At 38.0% G+C, this 16,260-nt stretch carries 13 protein-coding genes; all 13 read right to left on the reverse strand.

The genetic code is table 11. The annotated features are described in order from the left end of the window. Positions 1-21: 21 nt before the first annotated feature. The gene (locus tag FW768_RS06850) at positions 22-285 is read right to left on the reverse strand and encodes a hypothetical protein (protein WP_153393977.1); all 264 of its coding nucleotides are present in this window, start codon (positions 283-285) and stop codon (positions 22-24) included. Between the two features lie 244 nt (positions 286-529). Continuing rightward, the gene (locus FW768_RS06855; RefSeq protein ID WP_231128654.1) at positions 530-1,906 is read right to left on the reverse strand and encodes an alpha-L-fucosidase; all 1,377 of its coding nucleotides are present in this window, start codon (positions 1,904-1,906) and stop codon (positions 530-532) included. 20 nt (positions 1,907-1,926) lie between these two features. Further along, positions 1,927-2,826 carry a TIGR01777 family oxidoreductase gene (locus tag FW768_RS06860; protein WP_153393979.1) on the reverse strand — a complete coding sequence of 300 codons (900 nt, stop codon included), beginning with the start codon at positions 2,824-2,826 and terminating at the stop codon, positions 1,927-1,929. Positions 2,827-2,915: 89 nt separating this feature from the next. After that, the gene (locus FW768_RS06865) at positions 2,916-3,626 is read right to left on the reverse strand and encodes a YqjF family protein (protein ID WP_153393981.1); all 711 of its coding nucleotides are present in this window, start codon (positions 3,624-3,626) and stop codon (positions 2,916-2,918) included. Between the two features lie 30 nt (positions 3,627-3,656). Next, positions 3,657-3,896, reverse strand: a complete 240-nt coding sequence (locus FW768_RS23935; protein ID WP_317163053.1) for an SRPBCC family protein — start codon at positions 3,894-3,896, stop codon at positions 3,657-3,659. Positions 3,897-4,115: 219 nt separating this feature from the next. Then, entirely contained in the window at positions 4,116-4,898 is a 783-nt protein-coding gene (locus tag FW768_RS06875) for a fatty acid desaturase family protein (protein ID WP_153393985.1), read from the reverse strand. Positions 4,899-4,909: 11 nt separating this feature from the next. Next, positions 4,910-5,722 (reverse strand): DCC1-like thiol-disulfide oxidoreductase family protein, encoded by an 813-nt coding sequence (locus FW768_RS06880; RefSeq protein ID WP_153393987.1) that lies wholly within the window; start codon positions 5,720-5,722, stop codon positions 4,910-4,912. After that, positions 5,719-6,093 carry a hypothetical protein gene (locus FW768_RS06885; protein ID WP_153393989.1) on the reverse strand — a complete coding sequence of 125 codons (375 nt, stop codon included), beginning with the start codon at positions 6,091-6,093 and terminating at the stop codon, positions 5,719-5,721. Before FW768_RS06885 ends, FW768_RS06880 begins: the two co-directional genes overlap by 4 nt. Positions 6,094-6,158: 65 nt before the next feature. Continuing rightward, positions 6,159-6,821, reverse strand: coding sequence for a class I SAM-dependent methyltransferase (locus FW768_RS06890; protein WP_153393991.1), 663 nt, complete (start codon positions 6,819-6,821; stop codon positions 6,159-6,161). Continuing rightward, on the reverse strand, positions 6,814-7,758 hold the full coding sequence (locus tag FW768_RS06895) for a hypothetical protein (RefSeq protein ID WP_153393993.1): 945 nt from the start codon (positions 7,756-7,758) through the stop codon (positions 6,814-6,816). The genes FW768_RS06890 and FW768_RS06895 overlap by 8 nt, the downstream gene beginning before the upstream one ends. A 152-nt stretch (positions 7,759-7,910) precedes the next feature. Next, a complete protein-coding gene (locus tag FW768_RS06900) occupies positions 7,911-8,414 on the reverse strand; it encodes a GbsR/MarR family transcriptional regulator (RefSeq protein WP_153393995.1) in 504 nt (167 codons plus the stop codon). A 441-nt stretch (positions 8,415-8,855) separates the two neighbouring features. After that, entirely contained in the window at positions 8,856-13,517 is a 4,662-nt protein-coding gene (locus tag FW768_RS06905; protein WP_153393997.1) for a TonB-dependent receptor plug domain-containing protein, read from the reverse strand. Further along, positions 13,432-16,197 carry a TonB-dependent receptor gene (locus FW768_RS06910; RefSeq protein WP_153393999.1) on the reverse strand — a complete coding sequence of 922 codons (2,766 nt, stop codon included), beginning with the start codon at positions 16,195-16,197 and terminating at the stop codon, positions 13,432-13,434. The genes FW768_RS06905 and FW768_RS06910 overlap by 86 nt, the downstream gene beginning before the upstream one ends. Between the last annotated feature and the right edge of the window lie 63 nt (positions 16,198-16,260).

Consider the following 16,260-nt stretch of genomic DNA (forward strand, 5'->3'; position numbering starts at 1 on the left):
TTTATTAATGGAAAACCTGCGTTATTTCATTCTTTTAAGCAGCTGTTTCTGACTTTGATATTTTTCATTGAGTGCCTGTAATTGTGCTCTTTTCATCTTTTTGGTTAAAAGAGGGTATTTCTGAATCAGCTTCTTTTCGGCTTTATATCTTTTATCCAGCTCACTCATTTTGTGATTAATCAACTCACTTTTTGAAGGATGCGGAGGAACCGGAGGATGTTCCTGAGCAAAAACATTCATAGACAAACCTAATAGCAATACGGTTGAAATAAATAACTTTTTCATGATATTTACATTTTTAGAGAATTTAATTAAATTAATCCTGATTTACTCTAAATGTACATATACCATACCAAAGATAAATTCAATTTCTGGATTATCTCTCAGGGCTAGCTTAAAACGATTAATCTTCTGTTCACTTATTTCTTCATTTGAATAACCATAGCGTATTGTAATGCTGTTCTGTTCTGTGGTATTGTCACCTCAATCTTATCACCGTTCTGCCTCCATTCTATTGTTGACTGAATACCTAAGATCTGTAAAGTTTTCGGTTTAAAGTTTTCGGTTTAAAGTTTTCGGGAACTGAGAATGTAAGGTTTGCTGGAGCTTTATATTCTGCCTTTTCACTGATATGAAAAACATTTACCGTTTTGCCGTCTTTACTCCGGGTGTAGTAAAGATCTCCCTCATGATAGGGGGCAATACCTCTCGTAGCAAAAACTGCAGACTGGTTCTTTTCCATCCAGTTGGAAATTTCTTTCAGCCTGTCATAGACCACCGCATCGTAGTCGCCATTGGGTCCGGGAGCAATATTCATCAGATAATTACCTCCTCTGGATATGATCTTAATTAGGGTTTCAATGATTTTCTGGGAAGATTTATAATTGTCGTTGGGAACATAGGAAAAGGAATCTCCCATCGTAATACAGCTCTCCCAGGGAATAGAAAGGGCATGTTCAGGAACGGCCTGTTCAGGAGTTATGTAATTTTCCCATTTTCCGGGAACAGTGCGATCTACAATAATAATTCCCGGCTGATTTTTCCTCGCCATCTTCCCGATTTTATCCATGTCAATGTCCTGTTCTACTTTAATGGTCCTCTGCCATTCCACTGCAGGATCAATGGTGTGAAAAGGTCTTACCCAGCCGCCGTCCAGCCATAGAATATCAATTTTACCATAGTTGGAAGTAATCTCATTCAGCTGGTTGAAAGTGAATTTTTTAAAGCTATTCCATCTTTCGGGATATTTCTTGGGATCGTAATTGACGTTTCTGTCTTTTGGCGGAAAATAGGGCCACCAATAGTTTTCGGAGTGCCAGTCGGGTTTTGAAAAGTAAGCCCCAATCTTAAATCCGTCATTCCTGAAAGTATTGAAGATCTCTTTGGTAACGTCCGCTTTGGGATTTTTTGAAAAAGGAGTTCTGGGAGAAGTAATTTTATAATCAGATTCTTTGGTATCGAACATGGCAAATCCGTCGTGGTGCTTTGTAGTGAATACCACATATTTCATTCCTGCCTTCTTTGCAGCATTTGCCCATTTTTGAGGATTGAACCCGATGGGATTAAAGGTCGTCTGCAGGTTTTCGTAGTTTTTCACGTACTCATTATATGATTTTCCATGCTCCGGCTTTCTCTGCGTCCAGGATTCATCTTCCGGGCAAAGGCTCCAGCTTTCCACAATTCCCCATTGGCTGTATGTTCCCCAATGCATAAACAGTCCGAATTTAAGATCCTGCCACTGTTCCAGATTCTGTACCACAAGAGGATCATCCGGCTTAACGTAGCCCTCAGAAACATTGTGCACCTGAGAAAAAAGCACAGACGAAATAAGAAATGACGACAGCAAAAAGGTCTTTGACTTCTGTTTGATGAGCATAAAGGATTCGTTTTCTGCTAATTTAATCATCCCTTCATTAATTGGCAAGTTTAACTTCTGAGCAGATCTTTCAACGCCGCCTCAAGGTTGAAATAGGTAAACTGAAAACCGCTTCTCATCATTTTTTCAGGGTATACATTTCTACTTTTGAGCAGCAATTCGGTTTCCGTTCCTAAGAATAAAGAGGCTATTTCCAGTTGCCAGACCGGAGCGTTTAATCCGAAAGGGACTTTCAGCAGTTTCCTCATTGTTGCCATCAATTCTTTATTGGAAACGGGTTCAGGGGATGTTATATTGATCACGTCTGAAATATCTTCGTGTCTGATGATCCAATCTACAGCCCAGCAGAAATCATCAATATGAATCCAGCTTACTTTTTGTTCTCCCCTTCCCTGCTTTCCGCCCAGCCCTAGCTTTGTAATCATTCTCAATTTTGGGAAAGCACCACCGTTACGGCCTAATACAATAGAAGTTCTTAATGCAACTTTTCTTACCTCTTCATTCTGAACGCTGAAGAATTCTTTCTCCCAGCTTTTGCAGATATTCATGGAAAAATCGTCTCCGATAATTCCGTTCTTTTCAGTATTCAGCTGAGTTTCGGAATGGGTATAAATGGTTGCAGAGCTTGCATTCAGCCAGATTTTAGGTTTTATCTTACACTGGTTAATAGCATCCTGAAGGATTTTCGTACTGTTGATCCTTGAAGTGTAAATTTCTTTTTTGTTTTTGTCGTGGTATCTGCAGTCAACAGATTTTCCGGTGAGATTGATCAGCACATCAGATCCATCAAGAACATTCTGCCATTCACCTAACTCTGATGCATTCCAGTAGATTTCATTTTTCCGTTTCGGATTTCTGGTCAGGATAAATACCTGATCTCCTTTTTCGGTAAAGTATTTTTCAAGGTTTTCTCCGAGGAATCCGGTTCCTCCGGCTATGATGATTTTCATGGGATCTAGGGTTTAAAGTTCAAGGTTTAGGGTTTAGGGTTCAAGGTTTAGCGGTTAAGAATTTAGATACTGGTTTCCAAAGAGGGTTTTCAGATTTTTCTGAGGTGTTTTTTTGTTTTCACCTGAATTTCTGATCCTTCCGCAAGCATTACGGAAACAGGTTTCTGATGGTTTAGGCATTCAAAATCGGTTCCGTATATTTTGCTGAAACAGAGGTTCAGCTGATGATCTTTTACACGATAATGATCCCATTTCGGATGACAGACCTCATATTCCGAAGTGCTATTTTCCCGTTTGGTAAATCCGTAATAATGTTCGGTAATAAATTCAAATTCTGAATTGGCTTCCATTTTTAAAAGTTGGTTTTCTGCAGTTATTTCAATGGAATGCCAGGTTTTGTCTTTCCATGAATATTGAATGAGCAGCTCATTATCTTTTTCATACATCTTATTTTTCATCGGCATCGTGGTATAATTTTCTTGATAAACGGAATTCGCTACAAAGCTGAGGGCAGGTTTGGGAACAATTTCTTTAATGAAAACCACTCCCCTTTTCCAGATTCCGTTTTCTTTCTTTTTTACATAAAATCTGAGGTTTACTTCTTCAAAATTTCGGTGAAACGGAATAGGAAGGCCAAGCAGCTTAGTATTCAGGAACATAAATCCGACCAGGCTTACATAGCATTTATTCTGATAAAAATCGAGCTCAGTACCTTCTGGCAGGTATTTTAAAAGAACTTCAGGGTTGATATCGTAATTGATGATGGCCAGTTTACGCCATTCTGCTTTTAAAAAGTTCATTTTTTTAGGTTTTAATGGTTAAAATAGGATTTACAAACTTCCCTCTGCAGCTTTCCTGATGAGTTCGTTCCGTTGGAGCAGAAATTTTCTGAGATAGCTTTTAAGAAAAAATTTGCTGAACATTTTCCCTATTATTCCCAATGGTGATTCAAACTCAAAAATGTCGACCATCAGGGTATCTTCCTTTTTAACTTTAAAAATATGCTGGTGTTTCATACTTTTAAAAGCTCCCTCCAGCATGGTATCTGTAAAGTGATAAGGCTTTTCCATACTGATGATTTTTGAAGTGAGAGACTGGTAAATTCCCAGATGTTTTGCTCTCCAGGTTACTGTCTCATTTTCTTCAATGAGTCCGGAAGTCCGTCCTGCAATTGCTTTCTCATGGGTTCCTGCTGTAGATTTCTGGTGCAGATCTATATCTCTTGCAAGGTCAAATACCTTCTGAATATCTGCTTTGATCAGGGTTTCTAAATAGATTCTTTCTATCTTTTAAAAGGTTTGTTTTTTATCCAGTTCAGGGAGGGCTTTATCAATTCGTGCCGCCAGTTCAGGCAGCTTAATGGTAGGAACTGCCGGAAACAGATGATGCTCCATATGATAAAACATGCTGAATGTGAGCTTATTTTTCCAGAATCCGCGCTGGGTTCTTGCCACATTTGGATGTTCATGGGTATCGTGGTGAACCGTCCATACCGCAAAAAAAGCCATTAAAAATTCTCCGAAGATCATCACAAGGATATGATAGATCAGGAAATGAATCTGTAAATAAAAGGCTACTGCTGCAAAAACGACGATTGAAATCAGTTCAAAGATCATTTTCATCCTGTAATTTTTATTGGCCAGCCTGAAAGTGACCCAGTGAATCAGAAACATATGCTTAGGACCATACAAGACGGCTTCATACCATTTCATAGAAGCAGATTTCCCTTCATAATCTTCTTCGGAAAGGCAGTATTTATGGTGTCTTATATGGTTGAATTTTACTGCGTGGATAGAAGCCATCATTAAAATACTGTTGAGATACATGGACAGCCAGGTGAGGAATTTCCCTGTTCCGAGCGAATTGTGAAAACCGTTGTGAACCTGTCTGAGAGCAGTCAGAAAATAAAATCCCGAAAACGGAAGGGCTGCCCAGTAATATCCGTGATAAGCCAGAAACAGCGAAATAAAGAACCATGGAAGACTGATATTATTTTCAATCAGCATTTCCTTTGTGGAAAGAGATTTCAGGTCTTTCCATTCTACTTTTTTGATGAGTTCGGCATGATTCATTTTTTAGTTTTTTAAAGGTTAAGCAGAATAAGTAAGGCTAAAACGGTCATTCTGAATATCATCCATGAAAGGGTCGGGAGAAGGCTTAGTTTTAAAACCCTGCATCTTCTCAGGTGTTCCAGGAACATAGTGAATACGACTATTCCAAAATAAATTATGGCAGAAACAGAGGTCAGATTCAACAATAAGGCGGGGATCAAAAGCAGCGTACCGATCAGGGAAACGGTCATCATATTTCCCAGATAGTCCCAGATCCGGTTTTTTAAATAAGCTTTTAAAAATAAGGCCTGCCAGACGATCTGTCCTAAACAAATCATTAATTCTCTCCAAAAATTCTGACCAATGCCTAATCCCAGTTTTGCAGAAAATATACTTAGAACAGTAGATGAGAACAGGACTACAAAAACCATGTAAGCCAGTCTGTATTTCAGGTTAAAATCAGGAGTACAGGCCTGTTCCGTATGATCTTTTTGTGAAGGAATAATCTGTTTTCTATTGTAGGAAACAAAAGAATACATTTTTCTGAAAACCCAGTACAATGGCTGTATTCTTGCCACTTTTCCCAACAAAGGAAATGAATTTCCGATAATCAGCAGCAGGCTGTCCAGGCCGTACACAACCTTGTTATTTTCCTGGTTGATTAATGCAATTTCATTTTTGGCACGGTGGAAATCGATCAGTTTTCTGTTTTTTAAGCTTAACTCCGTAAATGCTTCCCGGCCGTTTTCATCAAGCATGCCGCAACTGGTAAAACCTTTGGAATAAATGCTGCACATCGGACATTCATTGTCGTAGATCAGGGTATGTTTTTTTAAGGTTTTCATGATTCTGAGTTATAGAATTGATATTTTTTATAGCAGTAGTAAATGTATATAGCAGTCATAACCGGGCTGTATATCAGAGAAGACATTAATACATACAGTAGAAAACCAGGATATTTAATGGTATTTCCAAACAGAAAAAAGACCAGCAAAATCATCCAGACCGGGAGAATGAGTATTCCGTAGGCAATATATCCCGGAGATTTTTTTTCTTTTAAAAACAGCCTTATCAGAAAGCTGATCAGCTGTGAGCCTCCCACAATAAAGTAAAAACGTAAAGCTCCCATATCCTGAAATCCGTTAATTAAAGACAGGAATCCCACTACCAGGGCGAAGATCTGAACAAAATAATCAATCTTTGTAAACGTTTTCATCGTGATTCATTTCAAAAATTAATAAATTCACCTTTTGATTTATTGGTGTTGTATCTCAATTGGTATTACATTTTCTTTACATGCAGGATTTCAATAAGATCCAGATATCTTTTATGAGTCAGAACCGATAAGTCTTCACTGATAAAATGTTCCTTAAGATTTTGAAGACCTTCATACTGATTGATATAATGAAATAATTCTTTAAACTCTTTTCCAAAGATCTTTGAAACAAATATTTCGATATAGCATTTCACACAGCTGAATCTCCATGGAGTTTTGGGTTTCACAAATTCTACAATGATGATCTCCCCGTTTTTGTCAATGATCCTCGAAAGTTCTTCTGCGAAAAACTGTTCTTTTTCTTTTTCAATGGTTTTTGTTCCGTAAGAACACAGGATAATGTCTATGGAACGATCCTGAATCCCGTTGCTGAAAAAGTCATTTTCAATCTGCTTTATAGAGTAGCGTTCTTTAAACTCTGAGGATAATTTCCTGTTCATGGCTGAAGAAAAATCAAGGGTTACAATATGGGTATTTTTATTAGGCTTTTGAATATACCTGAGATTTTCTCCCTGCCCGCTCATTAGGTCCAGTACCCTTTTATCACTATAATTTTTCACTTTTCTCACCGCCATTTTTCTGAATAATCCTGTAAAACCTAAGGAGGCGATTTCGTTGATATAATATTTTGGCTGGATGTGGTTAAAATAGGTTTGCAGATCAGTCATGGTCAGATTGGTTTTTAATGGAATTCAATACGTGCCCCTGCATTTTATCCAGGATATAATTGGACCATTTTTTCCAGTACCATTGTGGAGCAATTTTATAGCTGTACTGGGTTTTCGCAGTTATTTTTGTTTTGTTTTCTGAAAGTTTTTCCAGGGAAATTTCACCGTAATCTACAATAAAATAATCATGTAAATGTTTGGCATCAATATCTTCATAAGGACTTACCTCCTTCATAGGAATAGTTTGATTTTCAAGGGAAAATTTCACTTTTTTGTTGTCTATGAATTCATTAATGTTCAGGTTGATCTTATCATTATTGGTTGTACAGGTATAAACAGACTTGCCGTTATGTTCCGTCAATTTTATGCTTTGAGGATAGCTTACTCCTTTTTCAAATAAAACGAAATCAGGTTTGTTGAACTTAACTTCGGTACTTAACAGCTGCCATACTTTCTCTGAAGGAGCATTGACAATCATTTCTGTAGTCACTGTATCCTGGATGGGTTCTGTATACGTATCAAAAATATAGGAAGCCGGATTAATGATAAGAAAAAACAGGAGAACACTGCCGGTATACCTTGCTTTATCCAGGCTTCCAAGGATTAATCCCACAGAATATCCTACCAGTACAGCAAAAGCGATAAACGGAAGTGCCATAATGATACAAATGGCTCCTTCTATACCGCAAACAATCAGAATAACGGATAAAATGACCAGACCTCCTGCAATTTTTGCAGACATCGTAAGAATCTTTCCTATGCTGAAGTCTTTAAAATACTTTAAATATCCAATGATAAATCCAATAGAAATAGGAATGGTAAGGAACAGTGTAATTCCATAGCTCCCATTTTCTATCAACAGGAACCAGGCAATAATAATCAGGGCAATGATGGTGAAAACCAGCAGGTAAAGATGTTTTTCAAATAGTTTTGTCATGGCTTTTGTTTTTAAGTTTTAAAAATCAGATTTTTACAAAATAAAAGATCAGAAATAAATGAATGATTAAACTTTTCATAATTTTTATTTATTTTATACTTTCAGTAATTTTTGAAAACAAATCTGAAATAAAAAAGGATGAATATCCTCTTCTATTTTAACAGGTTGGTGATCTTCCCTACCAGCCAGTGATCGTCGCTTTTTATCGCCAGATCCATAATATTGCTGATCTTATTGGTTACTGAACTGAAATCCCCCATCAGCTTTATAAATTCTTTTGCTTCGGCAGAATCCTTGTCTTCAATGTTTTTCAACTCCTCCAAAAAAGCAATCACAGGATCAATTTCTCTTTTTCTACGTTCTTTGGTGATTTGCTTAAACAGATACCAGACATCTTTTTCTGCAACAAAATATTCTTTCCGGTCTCCTTTGATCAGCTCTTTTCTTACAATTCCCCAGTCAATTAAAGCCCGGAGATTCATATTGGCATTTCCTCTTGAAATTTCCAGCTGCTCCATTACCTCATCAGTAGAAAGCGGCTTTCCGTTCGCCAGAAGCAATGCATGAACCTGAGCCATGGTACGGTTGATCCCCCAATTGGTAGCAAAGGTTCCCCACGTCTGTATATACTTTTCTTTTGCTTCTGAAAGCTGCATTGTTCTTTCTTTTAAATTTCTGTTACAAATCTAATTAAATATTTTGAATTTTCAATAATTTTTGAAAGTTAATTTTATTTTCTTTCTCTTTTTGTCTGTTATTAAATGAATGAATGTTAGAAAAACGCAGTGGTGCAAGGGTTTTAGACCATGATGATTCTTTTAAGCCGCAAAAAAAAATCAAAGATTTTCAGCAAGGTTTTACCATGACCTTCAATTCTTATATGTTGAAATAAAGATCTGCCTAATCTGCAAAATTTGCGAGAGAATAAAAAAAAAAGCCTTTGCTAAGTGCTAACGCCCTTGCCTCCTATAAACATCCAGCATAAAAAAGCTTAGCGTTTTTCCAACAACATTCAATCTAAAAATCTGTGTCATCTGTGGGACACAAAAAATCCCGGATCATGTCGACCGGGATTCATATTATTCTTTCATTTGATTTTAATATTCAATTTTTGCTGTTACCCCCTGATTCCAGAATTTGGACTCCGGCATGTAATACATATAGACATTGCTGGATTTTCCGGTGTACTTCCCTGCGAATTCCACTTTCAGATCAAGGTTGATTACTTTGGTTTCTCCGGCATCAAAATGTTCCCAATACAAAACCAGATAATTATCGAAAATCTCATAATAAGAGATCTGCTTTTTATCGATAAGATCTTTCAGCAGAGCATTTTGTAGTGTCAGTCCCGCGGGAATACCAATTTTTGCAGTTACCATCGGCAGAGGTCCGTTGATTTTATTTTTAACGCTTACCGTCATTCTGCTGGTCTCTCCTACTTTTGAAATTCCCTGTTTTAATCTGGTTTCCAGTGTTACCGGAATATCTTTGCTTTCAGGAGCCTGAAGTGTGTAATATTCATATTCCAGCTTGTAAGGCAGTCCTTTCTGAACTGAAGCGTCATAATCTATTTTAATTTCATTCTGTCCGGTTTTGTAGGCCGAAGCGAGGCTCAGATCCGGTTTTGTTTTTACCCCGTTGATGGTAATAACCGGTCTCTGTATACCGTATAATTTTTCATTTTTTGCAAAGAAATCAGATAAAGCTTCCAGAGCCAGTGCCGTAGCCTGTGTAGACCCGAAACCGTAATATCCGCTGTAATTAATGAGCTTATCAACAGCTTCTGCAATTTTCAGCTGGTTCAGTTTTTCATCTTTCTGCAGTGCCATGATGTACAGCGATAAAGTTTCTGCTTTGGCGGAAAAGCCTCCCGAACCGGTAAAAGTTGTTTCTGTTTTCAGCTTATCATTTTCATACTGTTGATTCAGAAGGGTTATCAGTTCCTGGTAATCGCTGTCTTTATTGAAATGGGCCGCAGCATTAGTCATTAAAGCCAGCTGGTACGAATCTCTGGTCGATTTTGCTTTATCCAACGCTGTTTTATAAGCCTGATCTAATCCTTCCTTTATCCCTGATTTAGAAAGTGCATAGATTACATATAGATTCCTGGACCATGCATGCTCATTAAAAGGACGTTGTATTTCATAGCTTTTTCTCACTTCGAAAACTCCGTTCTGATTTTTCTTAGATAAAATAAAGGAGGTCAGGTTCTGTATGATTCTCTGGTCAATAGGAACGTATTTTTTCAGGTCTTTAAATTCCAGCAGGGCAAACGCAGATACCGCAACATCAGACTCCGAAGAACTGAAATATCCGAAACCGCCGTCTTTTCCTTTATAGGCAAGCATTTTCTGAAAGCCTTTCCTCATATTTCTTATCACTAAAGCTTCTGTTTCTGGTGTTATCCTTTTAATTGCCCTGAGATAATCAAGAATAAAAATATTAGGATATACGGTTGATGAAAGTTGCTCAAAACATCCGTGAGGTTCCCGTTTCAGTCTTTCAAGATCTTCAAACAGCTGAAGGGCTGTATTATCAAATATCATATAGGAAGAAGAAAAACTTCCGTTGATATAATCCGGAATAACCGGCTGTATGTTCTCGGCCTTATTGCTGATCAGGGCATAATGATGCGGAAATCCTTTTTCTCCCACATTCAACGGAAAAATTGCTGTTTCCCTGAAATCTCCAGACTGTACGGCAAATTGTATATTGGAACTGATGACCTCATCCGTCTGCATTCTGACCAGCATTCTTCCGGATTCCAGTGGTTTTAAAGTAATAATACTGTCGAATTCTATTAATTTAACCCGGTTCGGTACAATAACGTCCAGCTTCATTTTCCGGGTTTCTGACGAATTGTTTTTGATAACAACAGGAATGGTCATCTGGTCTGTTCTTGTCAGGTACTGTGGAATTTTCGCATCAATGGCGATCAGACTTTGTACGGCGTAGGTGATTTCATCCCTTCCAATTTGTCCGGTTCCGGAAATTCCTTCTGTCATGATCCTGAATGTGGAATTGGCATCAGAATTATAAAATTCAACTTTGGCTTTTCCGTTCTTATCGGTTTCCACTACCGGATTCCAGTACAGGGTTTCCCGATAATCAAAACGATAAGAGGTATTGGTATTTTTGTAGACAGGATAAGAAAAATTTCTGCTGTACGAATAAGACAAAAGGCTGTCCCTCGGAACAGCCATTACGGCATAGTACGTTTTCGGGGTAATATCAACATTAAGCCCAGATCTTTTATTGCTTAAAGAATTGATAATCACCACCCCATTCACAGCCCTGCTTCCGTACACAGAGGTTGCCACAGCATCCTTCAGAATGGTTATATTGCTGATGTCATTAGGATTAATAACTGTTTTAAAATTCTCCACCGGCACTCCGTCTACAATAAACAGAGGGGTTTTATTTGAGATTGAAGTCGTTCCTCTGATCCGCAGGTTGATCATACTTCCGGGCTGCCCGTTTGAAGAATTTACTGTTATTCCGGCCACTTTACCACTCACAAGAGAAGCTAAATCCGGATTTTGCAATTCTTCTGCTTTGACAGTCGTTACAGCTGCTGTAAGATCCTTTTTTCTCACCATACCATATGAAACCACTACCACTTCTTCAATATGGGAGCTTCTGATGGTATCACTCTTAGTGCCTCTGCCTCTTGACCTATAAGGTCTTTCCCTCTGATCTCTGGAATCTGTTCTTGAAGCTTCAATGTTCGTTTGTATCGGTTGTGGTTCTGCCTTCAGTTTTATAGTTCCTGCCTCTTTCAGTGCTTCTTTTACCACCTCTTCCACATTTACGTTATTCAGAGATTTTTTTGCCAAAGGATTGACAGCCAATCTGTAAGACAGAATCCTGATTTTAACCTCCTGTTTCGGCTGAAAAGATTTGGCAATCAGCTTGTAGTCATACGATTGTTTGAGATCGGAAAAATAAAAAGTTCCTTCGTTTGAAGTTTCCTGTTTCAGCACTCTGTTTCCTTCCACCAGATAGATGTCTGCTTTCACAGGGTTTCCTTTTTCATCTTCTACAACTCCGTAAATAGGATTCTTTTTTTCGGGAAGGTATTTGTATTTCTGATTTTTAATCACTTCCGGAACCAGCTCAAAATACCGATATCCGTTGGTAAGCATAACCAGATCAAGACTTTTCTTTGCTTTTTCTTCTTTTTTATCGAAATAAAACTGGGGCTTTTCTATTTTCCCTTTCAGTTCAGAATCCATGAGGAGCCATGAAAGAATATGATTCTGCTTGTCATCTGCATAAGTCCATAGTTTATCATCCACGACGCTCATCGCAAGATTGGCAGGAATTGGTTTTCCACTGTGGTCTGTGGTTTCAATATCCAGAACTACTTTTTCTCTTGGAAGATAATGCTTCTTTACCGGTTTTATCTTAACGTTCATCTGCCGGTCTTCATTGGTGAAAACAATCCGTTCTGCAAGGGGTTTTTCTCCGTCAAATACCGTAAATCTGCTGATTCCTGCCGGAAGTTCATTTTCCGGAATTTCAAAACGGTTCTGGCCTTTTTGCAGAGAAAGCGACTGGCTGTAGATCTCTTTTTCACGGAAACTGCCTTTCACCACAACATTTCTGCTATCTGTGGAAGTAATGGTGAAATAGATCTTCTGATGATCTTTCCGGAGGTTAAAAACAATACCAGTATCCTGAGCTGTCGGAAGCGGAAAAGTTTGTGAAATATTCTCAGGCCGGGCCACTTTTGCATAATACGTCTGTCCTTTTTCAGGGGTTAAAACGAAGCTTCCCATTCCGAAGTTGTATGCTGAAGCTTCAGCTACTTTCTGGTGATTCTGGTTATAGATTTCCAGCACGGCATCAACAGGTTTTTCAAATTCATCTATAATTTTGAATGCTATATTCTGCTCTGTTCCATTGATAAAAGTTCCTCCTTCCGGCATGAATTTCACATCCAATTTATTGAGAACTACCGGAATATTTCTTGAAATGGATTCTGTAAATCCATCAAAAACCACTTTGATATTCAGAAGTGCATCTGATGATGTTAAAACTTTGGGAAGATTAAATTTAAGCTGTTTTTTTCCTTCTTTATCTGTTATCAGGCTGCCTTCTGTCACATTTTCTCCGTTATGCATCACGGTGTAATATGCTTCATAGAAAGGGATTGGCAGGTTGGCAAGGCTTCGTATTGAAAAATCGGCAGTTACCTCATCTCCTGCTCCATATCCTTTTTTAGGGAAATCAAGCTTCATCAGAATTCTTGGTGAAACCACTTTTTGAAGGGTAATCTCTTTTTCAAAGGCATTTTTTCCCTCTTCATTCTGCATCCAGCCTGTAAATGCCCTGATTTTGTAAATTCCCCCCTTCATATCCTCACTGAAATGAAAAGAACCTTCTGACCAGCCGTTGGTAATTTCATATTTATTTTTTGAAATAACGCTTCCGGACGGATCAATCAGTTCAAAATTCACCACACGGCTCTGGTCTGCGGGAAGATTATTTTCTGCCTGTACCGTGTAGATTTTAAAATACATTGTCTCACCGGGTTTGTAAAAAACATGGCTGGTCTGTATATACGTTTTTTCTTTTTCGAAATCTTTAAACTGCTTCTGCGCTTTCAAATCCATTGAAAACAAAGTGAAGAGCAGTACAATATATGCTGTAAATCTGAAATTCATACTTTTAAAATTGAAATGAAACCATACATCCGAAAGTCTTGTAGGAAGGGAGATTGAAGAAATCAAGGCCTCTTCCGTTATCCAGATCATAAAAATTCTGGTTAGGATCTGCCCCCTTATTCGCCTGCCAAAGCAGAATATTATTCACATAAAATGTTATACCAAGTCCTCTTTTAAACCGCCCGACATTGAACTTTCCGGTCAGCGAGATGTTACTGATCCTGATGTAATCTGCTTTCTGAACATAGTCTTCCGCTACTCCCAGATAACCGTACCTCATCCACCGGTTCTCTGAAACATTCTGCCCGGAATCATAGAAATCCACCGGGATCTGATTGGTATTTCCTCCTGCATTCACTCCCTGGAAGACATAATTTTTGATATTTCTGTCTTCACCAGAACTTTGGGAACGTCCGTAATAATCAAGTACCGCCTGCGTTCCGTTCCAGATCTGACCACCTTTTTTCCATTCCCAGTTAATATCCAGTGTCAACATCTTATAGTTCAATGTATGGTTGAATTTCATAATAAAATCGGGAGTGGGATCGGCAATAATTTTCAGGCCATCTGCTTTTTTGGGATACCCGAATTCGTCAATAATCAGCTCTCCTGCAGCATTTCTTTCAAAATAACTTCCCTTTACCGCACCCAGAACCTCTCCTTCTGACAATGTCTTGTAAATATCTCTGAATCCTGAAACAGCTAATCCGTTATACCCTGGATTTACGCTGTTTACAACATCTTTATACTTAAAGAAAGAAGCCTTATTAGTCGTCGTAAAATCGGTTCCCAGATATAGGTTATTGTATTCGGCATTGACTTCAAAGCCGCTGTAGGTATGGTCTGCTACATTTTTAAGCTGCAGTCTGTTGTTTTCAAAAACAGGGAAAACATCATCAGTTATTTTTCTGTTAAAATATTCGGCATCAATATTCAGGTGACGGCCTGCCGTGTAAACAACCCCTACTTTTCCTTCTCTGCTGTTGATATTGGAAAGATTACGGAACGTTTCTGCTTCAAGCACCGGAAAATACTGATAGGCATCCTGAGCATTCAGCCTTGTGGTGGTATAAGAGGCATAGGATCTTGTAATTTCCGGTTCTGAACTCAGCTGGGTATAGCTTCCCAGAATTTTGAAGCTTGTATCGTACCAATCAAAGATCTCATCAAAAAGCAGGTAAGCACTTAGCTTTGGAAGCCAGTAGTTATTTTGAGTTGAAGTATTTGATACGTAAAAAGCATTTCCTGCATTAAATCCCGCTCTGAACCCCCGATAGCCTTCATAATCAAATTTATAATTCAGAATATAATCCTGTGAAGTTCTCTGATAGGCATATTTTGTCTGAGTAAGACTGTTATATACATCGGTTTCCCTGTTATTCAGAATAAAATTAAAACTTAATACGCTTTTATGATTGTAATCTCCCAGAGAATAAGAACCCTGAACGTTGGAATAATAAAGTCTGTTTTTCTGTTCCCTGCTGTTATAGGTGCCGTTTACAAAGCCATACGTGGAAGGTTTATAAAGATCTGTATTTCTGAAAGCATCATTTTCATAAGTCTGACTGATATTCAGTTTCCATTTATTCCAGTTTCTTGACAAATCAAAGCTGAACTGTCTTCTCTGGTCTCTGTAATTGTATTTGTTGTTCTGATTCAACAAAAAATAAGGATTGTCTGCCGACTGGCTGTAGCTTCTTTGGGTGTCGTCCGGGAGCATACTGTTCTGAGCATTAGAAAAAGAAACCGGAGTCAGCAGTGAATTTTGATAAACCCTATTATAAAGTCCGATCCGGTTTGAATTCACCGCTTTATTATCGTCATAATTGAAACCAAAATTCAGGGAAAATTTAAGAATATCTGCATTCAGTTTGGTTTTGAACGAGTTAGAAATATTATACTGATCAGCAAAATACATCATATCTTTCTGCTGACCCAGATCGACGGACAAACGTAATTTTTCGTAATATCCTCTTTTCAGAGCGGTACTCAATTTAAGCTGGTTATTATACCCAACAACTGTTTTGAAGATATCATTACGATAGGCTTTTGCCGGAGGCATTCCATTGGTTAAAGGAATCAGTCTGCCACTCACATCATACGGATAAGGCTGATGATCATATCCCAACGAAGAAATATCAGGACCAAAGCTGAACATTTCCCCTGTTTCAGGACCTCTCCATATCAGCTGTCCACTTTCTGAACGCCCCTGTACATAACGGTTTTGGGTCTCGGGAATTGAATTTCTATTTTTAATATCAAAGGATGTGGTAAAGCTCCCGTTAAAGACAAGATATTTTTCCGGCTGACTTTTTATTTTGTAAGAGTTTTCGCCTGTTTTACTTATCCTTCTTACCTTGGGAGAAGAATATCCTGAATTGTAATCTCCGTGGGTGAATGTTTTCGAATTCTCCAGACTGAACTCATCTTTAAATTCTTTGGTAACGAGACTGTCATAAGCACCGCTTCTGATGTTGTTCACACTTTCTCTCCCAATATGATCTTCTAAAATCTTTTTGAGCTCCTGAGTTCTACCTACTATGAATCTACTTTTGCCATTGTTCCAGGTCAGAGTATCATTCTCTTTAGCTTCAATAATGGCAAAACCTCTTTCATCGGTAAGTTCATAAATCCCATTATTTTTATTATGAATCTTTAAAAAATTCCTTGGTTTATCTTTCAGGTCTAAAAATGTTCCTGAATAATAGGTGTTTTGTGAAAACAAGAAATTAGCCGCCAATGGCAGGAGTGTCAGATAAATTTTCTTCATACATGGTTATCTGTTTAAAAGTAAAGAAAAAAAAGAAATCTCCGAAGAAATTTCTCTTTTTTT

It is taken from the genome of Chryseobacterium vaccae (assembly GCF_009602705.1).
Lineage (GTDB): Bacteria > Bacteroidota > Bacteroidia > Flavobacteriales > Weeksellaceae > Chryseobacterium > Chryseobacterium vaccae.